The 14,683-nt window shown below is 71.3% G+C and carries 15 protein-coding genes; 4 read left to right on the top strand and 11 right to left on the bottom strand.

Annotated features, from left to right (window positions below; genetic code table 11):
* Positions 1-13 precede the first annotated feature (13 nt).
* The gene (locus ABTX18_RS20490; RefSeq protein ID WP_352124130.1) at positions 14-442 is read left to right on the top strand and encodes an ATP-binding protein; all 429 of its coding nucleotides are present in this window, start codon (positions 14-16) and stop codon (positions 440-442) included.
* 72 nt (positions 443-514) lie between these two features.
* On the opposite strand, the gene ABTX18_RS20495 is transcribed toward ABTX18_RS20490, so the two are convergent.
* Entirely contained in the window at positions 515-784 is a 270-nt protein-coding gene (locus tag ABTX18_RS20495) for a type II toxin-antitoxin system VapB family antitoxin (protein WP_352124131.1), read from the bottom strand.
* A gap of 142 nt (positions 785-926) precedes the next feature.
* Here ABTX18_RS20495 and ABTX18_RS20500 point away from each other — a divergent pair, with 142 nt between their 5' ends.
* On the top strand, positions 927-2,120 hold the full coding sequence (locus tag ABTX18_RS20500; RefSeq protein WP_352124450.1) for a serine/threonine-protein kinase: 1,194 nt from the start codon (positions 927-929) through the stop codon (positions 2,118-2,120).
* On the opposite strand, the gene ABTX18_RS20505 is transcribed toward ABTX18_RS20500, so the two are convergent.
* From ABTX18_RS20505 to ABTX18_RS20515, 3 genes are all read right to left on the bottom strand, one after another.
* Positions 2,113-2,541: a hypothetical protein gene (locus tag ABTX18_RS20505; protein ID WP_352124132.1), complete on the bottom strand. Its 429-nt coding sequence runs from the start codon at positions 2,539-2,541 to the stop codon at positions 2,113-2,115. The two genes, ABTX18_RS20500 and ABTX18_RS20505, sit on opposite strands and share 8 nt — an antisense overlap.
* Before the next feature lie 110 nt (positions 2,542-2,651).
* Positions 2,652-3,836, bottom strand: coding sequence for an alpha/beta hydrolase (locus ABTX18_RS20510; RefSeq protein WP_352124133.1), 1,185 nt, complete (start codon positions 3,834-3,836; stop codon positions 2,652-2,654).
* Positions 3,837-4,021: 185 nt separating this feature from the next.
* Positions 4,022-4,384 (bottom strand): hypothetical protein, encoded by a 363-nt coding sequence (locus ABTX18_RS20515; protein WP_352124134.1) that lies wholly within the window; start codon positions 4,382-4,384, stop codon positions 4,022-4,024.
* A 137-nt stretch (positions 4,385-4,521) separates the two neighbouring features.
* Here ABTX18_RS20515 and ABTX18_RS20520 point away from each other — a divergent pair, with 137 nt between their 5' ends.
* Positions 4,522-5,178, top strand: a complete 657-nt coding sequence (locus tag ABTX18_RS20520; protein ID WP_352124135.1) for a maleylpyruvate isomerase N-terminal domain-containing protein — start codon at positions 4,522-4,524, stop codon at positions 5,176-5,178.
* A gap of 193 nt (positions 5,179-5,371) precedes the next feature.
* On the opposite strand, the gene ABTX18_RS20525 is transcribed toward ABTX18_RS20520, so the two are convergent.
* The 7 genes from ABTX18_RS20525 to ABTX18_RS20555 all read right to left on the bottom strand — a co-directional run bounded on the left by ABTX18_RS20525 (position 5,372) and on the right by ABTX18_RS20555 (position 13,063).
* Positions 5,372-6,238: an HAD hydrolase family protein gene (locus tag ABTX18_RS20525; RefSeq protein ID WP_352124136.1), complete on the bottom strand. Its 867-nt coding sequence runs from the start codon at positions 6,236-6,238 to the stop codon at positions 5,372-5,374.
* On the bottom strand, positions 6,235-7,071 hold the full coding sequence (locus ABTX18_RS20530; RefSeq protein WP_352124137.1) for an inositol monophosphatase family protein: 837 nt from the start codon (positions 7,069-7,071) through the stop codon (positions 6,235-6,237). Before ABTX18_RS20530 ends, ABTX18_RS20525 begins: the two co-directional genes overlap by 4 nt.
* Before the next feature lie 37 nt (positions 7,072-7,108).
* Positions 7,109-7,918: an HAD family hydrolase gene (locus ABTX18_RS20535; protein ID WP_352124138.1), complete on the bottom strand. Its 810-nt coding sequence runs from the start codon at positions 7,916-7,918 to the stop codon at positions 7,109-7,111.
* Positions 7,908-8,711, bottom strand: coding sequence for an HAD family hydrolase (locus ABTX18_RS20540; protein WP_352124139.1), 804 nt, complete (start codon positions 8,709-8,711; stop codon positions 7,908-7,910). The genes ABTX18_RS20535 and ABTX18_RS20540 overlap by 11 nt, the downstream gene beginning before the upstream one ends.
* Positions 8,708-9,859 carry an ABC transporter ATP-binding protein gene (locus tag ABTX18_RS20545; RefSeq protein WP_352124140.1) on the bottom strand — a complete coding sequence of 384 codons (1,152 nt, stop codon included), beginning with the start codon at positions 9,857-9,859 and terminating at the stop codon, positions 8,708-8,710. The genes ABTX18_RS20540 and ABTX18_RS20545 overlap by 4 nt, the downstream gene beginning before the upstream one ends.
* Positions 9,860-9,863: 4 nt before the next feature.
* On the bottom strand, positions 9,864-11,756 hold the full coding sequence (locus ABTX18_RS20550; RefSeq protein ID WP_352124141.1) for an ABC transporter permease: 1,893 nt from the start codon (positions 11,754-11,756) through the stop codon (positions 9,864-9,866).
* A gap of 95 nt (positions 11,757-11,851) precedes the next feature.
* Positions 11,852-13,063 (bottom strand): ABC transporter substrate-binding protein, encoded by a 1,212-nt coding sequence (locus tag ABTX18_RS20555; RefSeq protein ID WP_352124142.1) that lies wholly within the window; start codon positions 13,061-13,063, stop codon positions 11,852-11,854.
* A gap of 287 nt (positions 13,064-13,350) precedes the next feature.
* On the opposite strand from ABTX18_RS20555, the gene ABTX18_RS20560 reads away from it, so the two are divergent.
* The gene (locus tag ABTX18_RS20560; protein ID WP_352124143.1) at positions 13,351-14,658 is read left to right on the top strand and encodes a phytase; all 1,308 of its coding nucleotides are present in this window, start codon (positions 13,351-13,353) and stop codon (positions 14,656-14,658) included.
* Positions 14,659-14,683: the final 25 nt, after the last annotated feature.

The raw sequence follows: 14,683 nt of genomic DNA on the forward strand, positions 1-14,683 counted from the left end.
GACGCTGAGTCACATGAACGCCGAAATCACCCGCGTGGGCGCCGAGTTCGTCCAACGCTTCAGCTCCACCCCCCGTGGCGCCCGGCTGGCACGTCGGCTCGCGGTGCATCAGCTGGACGAGTGGGGAGTTCCGTACGGGAGTGAGCTGTCCGACGACGTGGCGGTGATCGTGGCCGAGCTGGCGGCGAACGCGGTGGTGCACGGGTACGTACCGGGACGGGACTTCGAGCTGCGGCTGACGGCGAGCGCGGACGGGCTCCGCGTCGAGGTGTCGGACGCGCGGGCCGAGCGGCGGCCGGAACGGTGCGCGCCGGAGACGGGCGCGGAGAGGGGCCACGGCCTCCGCCTCGTCGAGGCGCTCGCGGAGAAGTGGGGCGTGGCCGAGCGCGTGGTCGGGAAGACGGTGTGGGCGGAGTGCCGGACGCGCGGCGGGACGCGGTAGGCCGTCGCGCGCCCGGTCGGCCGCGCCCGGAAGTTGGAATCGATGTAGGACAAAACCGTGTCGGATCTACCCCTATATGGGCGCTCGTGGATCGCCTACTTCGATCTCAACTGTCGGAGCCCGGGATCGGCGAAGGTCTCGCCGTCGCCGACCAAAGGCGTCCAGACCGAACGCTCCCTCGCCCACGGCGCGCCGCAGCCGAGTGAGAGCGACAGCCTGGCGACGGGTTTCCCATACCTCGCGCAGAGCGGTGTTGACCGTCTCCTGCGTGGTGCTGGTCCCCAGAGTCTGAGCCGCAGCGGCCAGCAGTTCGTCGTCGATGTCGATTACGGTGAGGCTCATCAAGTACCGCCTGTTGTGTTGGTGTGTACGTTGAGTACATCTCACCGGATATGCCCAGGCGGAGCCGAGCCGAGCGCCGGTGCTCCCGCCTGCCCCGCCTGCGTCATACTGGGCCGCCGGAACACAGGGGGGCATGCAGCGCATGGAGTACGGGGCGGGCGGTGCGGGCTTGCCGGAGAGTATCGGCGGCTACGCCGTGGAGCGGGAGCTGGGCGCCGGTGGGATGGGCGTCGTCTATCTGGCACGTTCGCGCGGCGGGCGTGCGGTGGCCGTGAAGGTGGCGCGCTCGGAGCTCGCGACCGACCCGCACTTCCGGGAGCGGTTCCGCGCCGAGGTCGAGGCCGCGCGCAGCGTGGGCGGGTTCCATACGGCGCCGGTGGTGGACGCGGACCCGGCGGCGGCGGCGCCCTGGCTGGCCACGGCGTACATCCCCGGGCCCACGCTCGCCGCGTTGATCGAGGCCGAGGGGCCGATGGACGAGGCGCGGCTGCGGCAGTTGGGCGCCGCGCTCGCGGAGGCGCTGGCGGCGATCCACGGCTGCGGCCTGGTGCACCGCGACCTGAAGCCCGGGAACATCATCATGGCCTCGGACGGGCCCCGCGTCCTGGACTTCGGCATCGCGCGGGCGCTGGAGTCGACGCGCCTGACGGCCACGGGGGTGGCGTTCGGGACGCCGGGGTTCCTGGCGCCCGAGCAGGCGCAGGGCCTCGAAGTCGGGGGGGCCGCAGATGTGTTCGCGCTCGGAGCCGTGCTGGTCGCGGCGGCGGGTGGAGCTGCGTTCGGGGCGGGGACGCCGATGGGGCTGATGTACCGGTCGGTGCACGAGGCGCCGGACCTGGCCGTGGTGCCGGAGGGGCTGCGGCCGATCGTGGCGTCCTGCCTGACCAAGGAGCCGGGGCACCGGCCGACGCCGGCGGGGCTGCTGGACCTGTTCGTCCCGGGCGTCGCGGCGCACCCCCCGACGGTGGCGGTACTGCCGCCGCCACCTTCGTACGCGCCGTCCAACGCCCCCGTCCCCTGGCACCAGGCACCGACGGCGTTGGCCCCCGCGTCGCCCGGCACCGAGAGCGACATCTGTTTCATCGCGGTGGCCACGGACGTACACCTCCTGATCGACGCCGCGGGCGTGGAGATCGGCACGGTGAACGGTGACTGGCTGTTCGCCTGGTCCCGGATCAGCAGGGTCGAGTACGCGGCCGAGGGCCCCAAGCACCTCAGGGTGGTGGTCCGCCTCCACGACGGAACCGCCTACCCGTGCCTGATTGCCGCTCGCAGGCGGGCCCGCCTCCGGGAATGGCTGGCGGACCTGCCGCTGATCCTCGAGTACTTCAGTTAGCTCGGAGGGCCAGGACCCGGGCCACGTAGCGCATGTGCGGGGGAGCACAGCCGATCAGGACGTCGGCCTGTCCGTCGCGGCATTCGGCGAGCTGCCAGTACGGGGGGATGCCGCGCGGATCCGTCCGTTCCCGGTGTCGAATCCGGCGTATGGCGATCTGCTCGACCGGCAGGGCGCTGCGGCGCAGCTCCTTCACCTCGGTGGGTGACACGCGCAGGGCGGTCCGGCAGGCGGAGATGAAGACGGGGACCGGGCGGCAGTACGGGCGGTCGCCCAGGATGTACGCCGGGAAGGTCACCTCGTCGCCGTCCGCGAAGGCGCGTTCCTGTGCTCGTTCCCGGCGTCGTCGCCCTGGGAGGCCCGGGACCAGTAGTTGGTCCGCGACGAAGGAGGTCACGGCGGTGAGCAGGGCTGCGAGCACTTCGTGTCACCCATCGGGTCGGGGCGGAGTGGACGTCCGGTGCGCATCGATAGTGGCTTTCGGACTGGGGAGTCCGAGGTTCCCCGGGCGGCCGGGCGCGGGTGCGCTCGTCACGTGCCGGAGGAGGTCGCGATCGTACCGGCCAGGACCCAGGCCGCGAAGGCCTCGACGCCGTCCACGACCGCCTCGAAGCGGGCCGAGTGGTAGACGTCGAACGAGTGCTGCCCGCCCCGAAGTTCGACATAGACCACCGCGTTGTCCGAGGCCCGGCGCAGTCGGGCGACGAAGTCCCGGGCGCCCTCGACGGTTCCCAGTGCGTCGCTGGTGCCGTGAGCGATCAGGAGCGGCGGGGCGCCGCCCGGGCGGAGGTATCCCTGAGGCTGGAGCGGGGGTGGCGGTTCGTCCGGCGGGGTGCCGAAGTAGTGGCCGTAGTAGCCGTAGAGCGCGATCGCCCCGGTGACCGAGGTGTCGGCCGACTCGAAGCCCGGCTGGAACATAGGGTCGTTCGGGGTGAGCGCACACAGGGACGCAAGGTTGGCGCCGGCGGAGCTGCCCGCGACGAACAGCTTCGCCGGGTCGGCGCCGTACTCGGAGCCGTGCTCGCGGACCCAGGCGATGACCTTCTTGGCGTCGATCTGGTGGCCGGGGAAGGTGGTCTTGGGCCGCAGCCGGTAGTTGGCGCTGATGCACGTCCAGCCCTGGGCGGCGAGCTGGTACAGCAGCGGGCGGGCCTCGCGGTTCTTCGCGCCGCCGCTGTAGTGGCCGCCGTGGAAGTAGATGAGAACCGGCGCGTCCGGCGGGGCGTCGCGGTGGCGGTAGACGTCGAGGAGATTGTGGCGTCCGGCGTCCCCGTAACTGATGTCGGGGATACGCCTCACCCCGCGCCGCCGCATGAAGCCCACGAGCAGCACGATGCGGAGCCACGGCCGGTGGCGGCGCAGCGGTACGCGCACGCGGTCCCGCCAGCCGGCCCCCAGCCCTTCGTCGAGGGCCCGCGCGACGGCCTGGTCCGCGTGCACTCCCTGCCAGGCGGACACGGCCAGGCCCGCGGTGGTGACCGCGGCCACCGCGACCGTCACCTTGGCGGTTGTCGAACCCAGGTCGTCCTGTGCGGCGGCCAGGGCCGTGGAGGCGATCAGGGCGAGGATGCCCAGGAACGGGACCTCGTTGAGGACCATGCCGAACCAGAAGCTCAGCGTGGCCAGCGGCCGGGGCCGGCGGGGCGCGACCACCGCGAAGAACGTGCACCAGGCGAGGAACGCCGTCGTCGCCACGTACCCGATCGGTATGGCCATGCTGGTTCTCCCCCGGTCCAGGCTGGTCTCCCCTGCCGTCCGCAGGGCGCTCGGCCGGTGCGTGTGCCGCGCCCCCGCAGTCTTCCCGGCGACACGCCTCGCAGCAACTGCCTTGCTGACAAAGTCCTTCAACTCTGAGCGGGCCTTCGTCCGGCGCACCGCGAGCGAGGCGCCACCCCCGAAACTCAGAACCCAGGTGCCGGTACGACGCCCGGCCACCACGGCGGGACGCCGCTCGGGCAGTAGTACGTGGTGCCTCCCCAGAGGAGGGAGATCGCACACCAGGACGCGGTCAGTACGAGCGCTCCGCCCGCCATGGCGCAGATCAGTGGGTGCTTGCCCAGGAGGCCGACCGAGGCGAGCCAGAGAAGCAGCAGGGCGAGCGTGAGCGCGGGGACGAAGAGCAGCAGCAGGAACGTGCCGTTGGCCGCGTTGTTCGTTCCGACGTCGCAGGCGCTCCATGCCCTTCCCAGGAGCGCTGCCGTCAGCAGGGCCATGGCCGGTGCGAGTGCCGTACCGGCCCATCCGAGTGCGCGTCGGTCGCTCATCCGTCCTGGAAACTCCTCGTCGGCTCAGCCCTGCGTTGAGTGGTCACCCTGGTCTGCGCGGAGACTTCCGTCAACGATCAGGCGGCGGCTGCGCGCGGGCGCCTTCCGGTGGTGGCGGGGGCTGTTAGCTTGCGGCCGTGGATCTCTTCTCGCGCTCATGGGCCGCGCTGCGTGCGGCGGTCGCGGATCTGTCCGACGAGGACTTCGCGCGTCCTTCCGGCTGCACCGGCTGGCTCGTACGGGACCTGGTGTGTCATCTGGTCATCGACGCCCAGGACGTCCTCATCACGCTGGCCACCCCCGCCGACTCCGCGCCGACGCGGGACGCGGTGAGCTACTGGGAGGTCTCCGGTACGCCTCCGACCGGTGACGACCCGCTCGACGCGCTGACGGTGCGGCTCGCGGCGGCGTACGAGGAGCCGTGGCTGCTCAAGTTCCACCTGGACGACGTGGGTTCGGCCGCGGGCCGGGCCGCCGGTCTCGCGGACCCAGGGGGCTGTGTCGGCACCCGTGACGAGGTGCTCACGGTGGACGAGTACCTCACCGCGTACGTCCTGGAGTGGACGCTGCACCACCTCGATTTGATCGCCCACCTCCCGGACGCGGCGGACCCGCCGGCCGAAGGGCTCGCCCGCTCGCGGGAGCTCCTGGAGGCGATCGCCGGCGCGGCGTTCCCCGCCTCGCTACCGGACAGGGACGCCCTGCTCGTCGGCACCGGCCGCCGCGCCCCGACCGAGGCGGAGAAGGCCGACCTGGGCGCTCTTGCCCCGCGACTCCCGCTCCACCTTGGCTGACCCGCCCGTCCCGCCTTGGATTTCGCGTGGCCGGGCCGTGAGGGTGTTCGTCCCAGGTGGTCGGGTAGGTCAATGCTGCTCCGGGCCGAGTCGTGCGCGTACCTGGTCATGGGGCGTTGTTTCGACGGTGCCGGATGCCCGGCGGGCCGAGGCGGTGGCGCGTGAGTGACGCGCCCCGCCCCGGCTCCGACCGTTACGGCAGCGGGCCGTCCAGGATGCGGCCCACCAGGTCGGCCACCGCTCCCTCGGAGCAGGGCGCGACCACGATGTCCGCGGCCTTCAGGACCTGGGGGTGGCCGTCACCGACCGCGGCGCCGAGGCCCGCGAGCGAGATCATGCCCGTGTCGTTCGGGTTGTCCCCGATGGCCGCGATCCGGGCGATGTCCATGCCGTAGCGGGCGGCCAGTTCCCGTAGCGCGGCCTCCTTGCCGGCGCCGGGCGGCAGGACCTCCAGGTAGGTGTCCTCCGACTGGACGAGCAGGGCGTCCGGGCAGTGACGTGACACCAACTCGGCGAGAAAGGAAGGGTTCCGGCCGTCGGAGATCAGCATGACCTTGGTCGGCGGGCCGTCCGGCGGGCCGGGCAGCAGCACGATGCGGTCGCGGCGGGCGTACTCCGTCAGCGCGGGCGCGTCGCGCAGGATGTGGGCGTCGCCCCCGATGAAGGCGACCGCGCCCACGCCGTCGGGGAGGACGGGCACCACCAGGTCCCGGAGACCGGGCCAGACGGGGCCCAGGTCCAGGTCCAGGAGGTGGGCGCCGGTGGCGGGGTCGGTGATGCGGGCCCCGTTGTACAGGATCATCGGGGTGTCCAGGCCGAGCTCCCGGTGGTACGGGGTGGCGGACTCCTCGTTGCGGCCCGTGGCGATGAAGACCGTGCCGCCGCGGTCCCGGTAGCGGCGCAGCGCCTCGACGCTGCGCGGGACCAGGCCGAGGTTCCGGTCGACCAGGGTGCCGTCGAGGTCGGTGACGATCCAGGCGTGGCTCAGCCCGGGGGCGGCAGCGGCGGCAGCGGGAGCGGAGGAAGTGGCGTCGGCGGCCGGGGAGGGGGTCGCGGTCATCGGTCCGCCCCTGCGGCCCGGGCGGTGTACCAGCGCGTGAACTCCCGTAGCGCCGTGGGCTCCAGGTCACGGGTGTACGCCATGTAGCACGGCTGGTCCCAGCCGGGGTCCCCGCCGAACGGTACGTACGTGCCGCCCGCCTGGTCCACGAGCATGTGGGCGGCGCAGATGTCCCACGCGTTGACGGTCGTGCCCAGGGCCGCGTCGCACCAGCCCGCCGCCACATGGGCGAGGGTGAGTGCGGCGCTGCCCGTGCGGCGGACGGTGCCGTAGCGGGAGACGAGTCCGGCGAACCGTGCCGGGGACTCGGGGTCGCCGGACGCGAGCTCCCGGCTGTTGGGGAAGCCGGTGATGAGGAGGGCGCGGGACTCGTCGGCCGTCCCGGCCGACACCAGCGGGCGGTCGCCCAGGTACGCGCCCGAGAGGTCGGCGGAGAAGACGTGGCCGGCTATCGGGTCGACCACTGCGGCGGCCACCGGGCGGCCGTCGATGACGGCGCCGATCGCGGTGCAGAAGAACGCCAGGCCGTGGGCGAAGTTCGCCGTGCCGTCGATCGGGTCGACGTACCAGGAGACCGTGCCGCTGCCGTCCTTGCGGCCGCCCTCCTCGCCGATGACCGTGCTGTCGGGGACCTTGCCGAGCAGGGCGTGCCGGATGCGTTCCTCGGCCCGCCGGTCGTGCTCGGTCACGGGGTCGTGCTCGTCGCGCTTGAACTCCACGTCCATCCGGCCGCGGAACGCTTCCCGCAGGTCGGGTGCCACCGCGAGCGCGGCTTCGACCGCCACCGTGCGCAGGTGGGCGGAGAGTTCGTTGATGTCGTCCGTCGCGGTCATGCGTGATCCCCTCGGTCGGCCGTGTGGTCGCTGCCGGTCATGCGTGTTCCCCTCGGTCGGCCGTTTCGGGCCCGGTCAGTGCGGAGCGCAGCAGCTCCAGGAGTCCTTCGCCGTCGTGGACGACCGTGTCCGGCTGCGGGTACGCGGCGGGGTCGAGGCGGGCCTCGGGGCGCAGCAGCACGGTGCGGCCCACCCCCGCCCGGATCCCGCACACCACGTCGCGGTCGTAGTTGTCGCCCACGTACCAGCAGTCCGCCGGGTCCGTGCCCAGCGCCCGGGCGGCCAGCAGGAGCAGGTGCGGGCCCGGTTTGCGGTGGCCGGTCTCGTCGGAGTAGACCTGCACGCCGAGGTACGGCGCGATGCCGCCGGCCGCCGCCATCTCGCGGTTGAGCGCGCCGACCAGGGTGTTGCTGACGATGCCGGTGCGGATGCCGTGTTCCTGGCACAGGCGCAGCACCTGCACCATCGCGGGGTCGTGGGCCTTGTCGCTCTCGGCCAGGACCAGCCCGCGGCACAGCGCCGTCGCCTCGGCGGTCACCGCCGCGCGGGCCGCTTCGGGCCAGTCCGCCGCGATGAACTCCGCCCACATCTCGCGGTGGGTGACCTCGCGCGGCGCGGCTTCGCGGGCGGTGCCGTTCTTCCAGTTGCCGTACGCGGCCCGGCCGGCGCGGATGTCGTGCAGGACGCGTTCGCGGTCGAGGCCGGTCAGCCCGCCGGCGAGCGCGAGCACCCGGTCGGCGAACGCGGGCATCCGCTCGGGGCGCTTGACCGACCGGATCAGGACGCCACCGTGGTCCAGGAGCAGGGCGCGCGGCGGGCCGGTCCGCGCCGGGGTGCTACGCGGCATCGTCCGTACCCGCCCCCGGCTGCGCGAACGCGGCGGTCAACAGGTCGCGGAGCCCGTACGGGTCGGCGACCACGGCATCGGGCTGCACCCGGACCACGTACGGGCGCTCGTACGTCCCCCGGGCCTCCATCAGCACGCTCGCGCCGACGCCCGCCCGGCGGCCGCACAGCACGTCACGGTCGAAGTTGTCACCGACGTACCAGGTGCGGGAGGCCGGGACGCCGAGGGCCCGGGCCGCGAGGTGGATCATCTCGGGGTTGGGCTTACGGACGCCCGCCTCGTCGCTGTAGACCTGGAGGGCCAGCCGCTTGTCCAGGCCGGTGTTCCGCAGGTAGTCCCGGTGTACGGAGCCGCTCAGCGCGTTGGAGACGATGGCGACCGGCAGCCCGAAACCGTCCGCGGCGTCCAGCAGTTCGTCCATGCCGGGCCGGGTCTCGCGGTCCTGGCGCAGCTCGCCCTGCCGGTGGCACAGCACCAGGGCGTGTGCGGTGACGAAGGCGAGTGCGGCCGGGGGCCAGTCGGCGGCGACGAACTGTGTCCAGTAGCGGTGGGCGGTCATCTCGGCGGGCGCGGCCGGCCGGGACATGGCGTTCTTCCAGTGCGAGTCGGCGGCGGCCGCCGCCTTGAGGTCGCTCACGATGTCTTCGTGGCTCAGCTCGTGGCAGCCCGCGGCCGTCAGGTCGCGGTGCAGTTCGGCAGCCAGCTCCTTTGGCCAGGAGGGGCGGTTGGTGGTGGCGACGACGACTCCGCCGAAGTCGAGCAGCAGAGCTGCGGGGCGGATCAGCTGGTTCACGGTGCGGTGTACTCCTTGGCAGGCGCGGGGATGGCCGAAGGCTCCGGGAGCCTGGCCCCGTTGCCGTCGAACAGGTGCAGGTCCGCCAGGTCGGCCGAGCAGCGGACGGTCTCGCCGGGAGCCGCGGTCACCGCCTGGAAGGACATCACGTACAGCTCGGTGTCCGCCGCGTCCAGCGACACCGTGGTGCTGGATCCCGTCGGCAGCACGGTGGTGACGGTGGCGTCGAACTCCAGGACGCCGTCCGGCGTCGGGCCGGTGGAGACGGTCTTGGAGGAGATGCGGAGCGACTCCGGGCGTACGCCGACCGTACGCAACTTGCCGTTCAGCTGGGGGCGTTCGGCCACGATGCGGTCGTGGGTTGCGCCGCGGAACGGGCCGTCGTCGTCGGTTCCGACGTCGAAGAGGTTCATCGGGGGGCTGCCGACGAACTGGGCCACGAAGGTGTTGGCCGGGCGGTGGTAGACCTCCAGCGGCGGGGCGAGCTGCTGCACCTCGCCCTTGTTCATCACGACGACGTGGGTGGCCATGGTCATGGCCTCCAGCTGGTCGTGGGTGACGAACACGATGGTGTGGCCCGTCTCGTCGTGCAGCCGCTTCAGCTCGGCGCGCATCTCCAGGCGGAGCTGGGCGTCCAGGTTGGACAGCGGCTCGTCCAGGAGCAGCACTTCCGGGTTGACGACGAGCATGCGGGCCAGGGAGACGCGCTGTTGCTGGCCGCCGGAGAGCTGGGCGGGGTAGCGGTCGGCGGCCCAGTCGATCTGCATCATCTTCAGGGCCTTCAGGGTGCGTTCGGCCCGCTCGGGCGCGCGGACCTTGCGTACCCGCAGCCCGAACTCGACGTTCTTGGCGACCGTCAGGTGCGGCCACAGGGCGTAGTTCTGGAAGACCAGCCCCATCTCCCGCTCCTCGGGCGGAACGAAGATGCCCTGCTCCACGCTGTCGCGGACGCGTCCGCCGACCGAGATGGTGCCGGAGTCGAGGTGCTCCAGGCCGGCGATCATGCGGAGGGTGGTGGTCTTGCCGCAGCCGGAGGGGCCGAGCAGACAGGTGAAGGACCCGTCGGGTATTTCCAGGTCGAGGTTGTCGATGGCGGGAGGATTGGAGCCGTAGCTCTTCCGCACCGCGGTGAGCGCAATGGTGGGCATGGCGTCAGCCTCCGAGTCCCGAGGACAGGTTGGTCTTGGTCAGGCGTTGGGTCAGGTACGTGGCGAGGAAGGAGATCAGCGAGATGACGAGCACCACCGCGTTCGCCATCTGGTCGTAGGCGTAGTCCACGAGGTTGATGGAGAGCGTGGTGAGCAGCTGGGTGCCGGTGGTGGTCAGCATGATCACGATGCTGAGTTCCTTGAGCCCGGAGATGAAGGGCAGCACCACTCCGGTCACCAGGGCGCCGCGCTGGATGGGGATGACCACCTTGCGCATCCGGGTGAACCAGCCGGCTCCCGCCACCTGCGCGGCCTCTTCCGGCTCCGGGCCGAGCTGCATCATGGCGCTGATGCCCGAGCGTGAGGAGTACGGCAGATGGGTCACCGCGAGCACGATGACGAGCAGGGTGATCGAGCCGTACATCGCCGGAATGGGCCCCCGCTGCACGGCGAAGAGCGTCAGGAACGCGGCGGCGAAGGCGATGCCGGGCACCATGTACGGGAGGAAGCTGATCTGGCGCAGTGCGACGCCGAGTTTGCTGCCGTTGGAGCGGACCACGACGTAGCCGATCAGCAGTCCGACGGCCCCGCAGATCAGTGAGGCGAGGCCCACGATGCGCAGGCTGTTCCAGGCGGCGTCCCACAGCTGGGTGCCGCGCAGCACGCCGTGCGGGAAGCCGGGGGCGCCGGCGATGTGCTCGCCGATCCAGAACTTGAGCGTGAAGTTGTCGAGACTGAAGACGCCGGGGGTCTTGCTGACGGTGGACAGCGCCAGGGTGGCGACGGGGATGATCACGCCGACGGCGAAGATGCTGAGCGCGATGCCGAACGCGGCGGGGCGCCAGCGGCCGAGGGGGCTGACGCGGTCCATCGCGCCCTTGCCGCCGACGGTGACGAACTTGCGCTGCTCCCGCACCAGCCGGGTGTCGATGACGATCACGATGACGCCGATCGCCACGATGACACCGGCGAGCACGGCGGTGACGCCCTGCTGGTGGGAGTGGACGGCGCGGAACAGCGAGGTCGACAGCAGTTCGTAGTTGACCGGCAGCCCGAGGATGTACGGCGTACCGAACGTTCCGAGGATGCGGCCGAAGACCAGCAGCACCGACGAGGACATGGCCGGCAGCATCAGGGGCAGGGTGATCCGCCCCACCACGGTGCGGCGCCTCGCTCCCAGGATGCGTGCGGAGTCCTCCAGCTGGCTGTCGATGCGCCGCAGCGCGTTGCCGAACAGCAGGAGGACGAAGGGGTAGTAGTGCAGACCGAGGCAGATGATGATCGGTACGGCGCCGTAGGCGAGCCAGTCGGGGGTGTGGACGCCCCAGGCCTCCAGCAGGCCGATCTGTCCGCCCGAGCTGTCGTTCTTGAACAGTGCGAGCCAGGCCAGCGCGAACGTCCAGGACGGCAGCATGTAGGGGACGACCAGCGCGGTCGACAGCCACTTGCGGCCGGGTATGTCGGTACGGGTGAGCAGCCAGGCCGCCGTGCCGCCGAGGACCACAGCGAGCAGGGTGACGCCGAGGGCGACGACGACGGTGTGGCGCAGCGGCTCCCAGAAGAGGAAGTCGGAGACCGGGGAGCGGAAGACGCGCCAGAAGTAGTAGCCGGTGAGCGCGCCGACGGACTGGCCGGATTTTCCGTCGTCGCCGACCTGGACGCGTGCGGCGTCGGAGAGCACCGCCACGAGCGGGGCCACGACGAGGTAGGCGAGCATGAGGACGAGTACGCCCCCGACCATGTAGGTCGGTTCGTGGCGCAGCACGTTCAGGCGGTAGCGGAGTCGGTTGAGCCGTCCGGAGCCGCGCTTGCCGGTGGGGCCGCCTCCCCCGGCGGGGGCAGGTGCGGAGCGGGGCGGGTCGGGTGCGGGGGCGGTGTCGGGGTCGGCCACGGCCATGGGCGTTCTCCAGGAGAGGGGTGCGTGGTCCGGCCGGCCCGTCGGGGGAGGCCGGGCCGGCCGGAAAAGGGGTTACGGGGCAGAGGCCGGAGAGGTCAGCCGTGGCTGATGCGCCACAGGTCCTGCATGGCCTCGGTGTCGGCGAAGTCCTTGGCGAGGTACTTGGGGTCGAAGGCGAACAGTTCCTTGTTCCAGTCCTTCAGCCCGTCCGGGGTGAAGGAGCCCTGCTTGACCGCGGTGCTGCCGGGGATGCCGCCGGCGCCCATCTCGTGGGTGATGCCCTCCTCGGTGAGGATGAAGTGGGTGAAGAGCTTCGCGGCGTTGGGGTGCTTGGTCTTCGTGGCGATCGCCGAGTACTTCGGGTAGAGGTATCCGCTCCACGGCTTGAGCGTGTCGCAGACCCGCATCGAGTAGTTCTTCTCCTCGACGTCACGGAACTTGGCGTTGGACACGAGCCCGATGCGCGGCTGCGTCTGCTTGGGGGAGGCCACCGCGGCCGCCACGTCGTCGTCGGCGGAGGTGAGCACGGGGGAGTTCTTGGCCAGTCTGGTGACCCACTCCTGGGCCGCCGACTTCTGCGAGCTCTTCAGCTCCTCGCCGGTGGCGGCCTTGTGGGCGTCACGCAGGGCCTGGTCGGCGCCGTTGGACATCTGGTTGAACCACTCGATGATGTTCGGCTTGCCCAGCGGGTCCTGGAGGGAGACCTTGCCCTTCCACTCCGGTCCGACCAGGTCCCAGACGTTGTCGACCGGGCAGCCCTTGGGGAAGAGCTTCGGGTTGTACACCCAGACGTTGGCCTTCTGCAGGACGAGCAGCGGGCTGCGGTTCGCCGCCGGCACTCCGTCCGCCAGGTCGGCGGGTATCCAGGTGTGGACGATCTTCTGCGGCAGCAGCTCGCCGACGAGGCTGGGGCCGTCCTCGTACAGCGTCATGTCGATGGTGACGTTGTCGGCCTGGTTCTCCCTGGTCATCTTCTCGAGGGTGTCGCCGACCTTGTTCTTCACGCCGGTCGCCTTGATGCCGTACTTCGCGGTGAACGCCTCGGCGACCTTGGTGATGTCGCCCGAGCTGTCGTATACGGTGATCGATCCTTCCTTCTTCGCGGCCGCCACCAGGGCGTCCAGGTCGAAGGCGGCGGCATCGTCGATGGCGGCGGACGGGGTGGCGCTGCCTGGGGAGGCGCCGTCGCCCTGCTGGCTCGACGGCGCGCATGCCGCGGCGCCGGCGAGCACGGCGACCAGGGCGGCGAGGGCGATTCTTGGGACCGGTCGCTGCGTGCCACCGATACCGCGAGTGCTGCTGGACAACCTGACCTCCTGCGTGGGCCCGGCGGAGCCGGACTGCTCCTGAGTGGGTCGGCCTCAGACCGCCCGTCACATCGAGGGCGGCCCTCTCCGCAACGCGGCCGGGGCGACTTGGGGAGCAGCTTCCGCCCGCTTTCTTCACTATGTCAAGACATGCTGATGTAACTCTGTGGAAAAGCACGGAGGTTGGCGCATCTGAGAAGCGCTTATGTCCGCAGCCTTTTATGTCAGCACATACTTATGTACTGTCCTGGCCAACCCGCACCGCCCAACCCACTACGGGAGGCACGATGCACCTGTCCAGACGATTGACGACGGTCTGTCTGGCCGCCGCGACCGCCGCACTGATGGCGACTCCGGCGAACCCCGCGGCAGCCTCGGACACCCCGTCCGTGTATGCCGTCAGCGAGACCCCCGCCCTGTACGACGACGAGGCCGGCGGCGACGCCAACGCGGACGACCCGGCGATCTGGTTCAACGCCGCGGACCCCGACGCGAGCCTCGTCATCGCCACGGCCAAGCAGGGCGGCCTGCGCGTGCACGATCTCGACGGCAACCAGATCCAGTCGATCCAGGCACCCCCCGCGCCGGGACCGGACAACGAACCCGGCCGGTTCAACAACGTCGACCTGCTGTCGGGCCTGAAGGTCAACGGCAGCCGCACGGACATCGCCGTCGTCTCCGACCGGGGACGCGACCGGCTCCGGGTCTACAAGATCGACCGCCACCACCCCGACGCGCCGCTCACCGACCTCACCGACCCGGCGGCCCCGCGGGTCTTCAGCGCCACCGAGGCCGACGTGGACGACCAGCAGAGCGCGTACGGGCTCGCCACCTGGCGCAACGCCTCGAACGGCCGCTACTACGCCCTCGCCAGCCAGCGCCACACCACCAGCCTGGCGCTGATGGAGCTGACCGCCACCGCCAACGGAACGGTCACCTACCACCGCATCCGGACGCTGGCCCTGCCCGCCTCGTTCGGCATAGGCAACGGCACCCAGTGGACCCCCTGTGACGAGCCCGGCCGCACCCCCCAGGTCGAGGGCATGGTCGTGGACCCCGAGCGGGGCGTGCTCTACGCGGCCCAGGAGGACGTCGGTATCTGGCGGATGCGCGCCGACCTCACCGGATCGCCGCACATGGTCGACAAGGTCAAGGAGTTCGGCATCCCCGGCACGTACGACCCGGTGGCCGACGAGTGCACCGCCGGCGCGGACCCGGGAGTCGGCGGCGAGCGCATCACCGCCGACGTCGAGGGACTGACGATCTACCGCGAGGACGACGGCGAGGGCTACCTGCTCGCCTCCAGCCAGGGCGACAACACCTTCGTCGCCTACGAGCGCGAGGACAACAACGACTACGTCGGCAACTTCCGGGTCGCCCCGGCGACCGGCGCCGGCGCGATCGACGGCTCCGAGGAGTGCGACGGCGCGGCCGTGCTCAACGCCCCGCTGGGTGACGAGTACCCCGACGGTCTGCTCGTGGTCCACGACGGCTTCAACGCCCCGGACGAGACCGGAGAGGACGGAGAGATCCGCACCAACACGAACTTCAAGTTCGTCGACTGGGACGACGTGGCCGACGAGCTGGACGACTGACGGCCCACGGGGCGGCGCGCACACC

The organism is Streptomyces sp. NPDC096323, from assembly GCF_040302845.1.
GTDB lineage: Bacteria > Actinomycetota > Actinomycetes > Streptomycetales > Streptomycetaceae > Streptomyces.

What these genes read in the sequence shown, in the direction of transcription:
- ABTX18_RS20510 (WP_352124133.1), bottom strand. Translation starts at nt 3,836, where the DNA reads ATGGCCATACCGATCGGGTACGTGGCGACGACGGCGTTCCTCGCCTGG.
- ABTX18_RS20525 (WP_352124136.1), bottom strand. Translation starts at nt 6,238, where the DNA reads ATGACCGCGACCCCCTCCCCGGCCGCCGACGCCACTTCCTCCGCTCCC.
- ABTX18_RS20500 (WP_352124450.1), top strand. Translation starts at nt 927, where the DNA reads ATGGAGTACGGGGCGGGCGGTGCGGGCTTGCCGGAGAGTATCGGCGGC.
- ABTX18_RS20495 (WP_352124131.1), bottom strand. Translation starts at nt 784, where the DNA reads ATGAGCCTCACCGTAATCGACATCGACGACGAACTGCTGGCCGCTGCG.
- ABTX18_RS20530 (WP_352124137.1), bottom strand. Translation starts at nt 7,071, where the DNA reads ATGACCGCGACGGACGACATCAACGAACTCTCCGCCCACCTGCGCACG.
- ABTX18_RS20560 (WP_352124143.1), top strand. Translation starts at nt 13,351, where the DNA reads ATGCACCTGTCCAGACGATTGACGACGGTCTGTCTGGCCGCCGCGACC.
- ABTX18_RS20545 (WP_352124140.1), bottom strand. Translation starts at nt 9,859, where the DNA reads ATGCCCACCATTGCGCTCACCGCGGTGCGGAAGAGCTACGGCTCCAAT.
- ABTX18_RS20535 (WP_352124138.1), bottom strand. Translation starts at nt 7,918, where the DNA reads ATGCCGCGTAGCACCCCGGCGCGGACCGGCCCGCCGCGCGCCCTGCTC.
- ABTX18_RS20550 (WP_352124141.1), bottom strand. Translation starts at nt 11,756, where the DNA reads ATGGCCGTGGCCGACCCCGACACCGCCCCCGCACCCGACCCGCCCCGC.
- ABTX18_RS20490 (WP_352124130.1), top strand. Translation starts at nt 14, where the DNA reads ATGAACGCCGAAATCACCCGCGTGGGCGCCGAGTTCGTCCAACGCTTC.
- ABTX18_RS20515 (WP_352124134.1), bottom strand. Translation starts at nt 4,384, where the DNA reads ATGAGCGACCGACGCGCACTCGGATGGGCCGGTACGGCACTCGCACCG.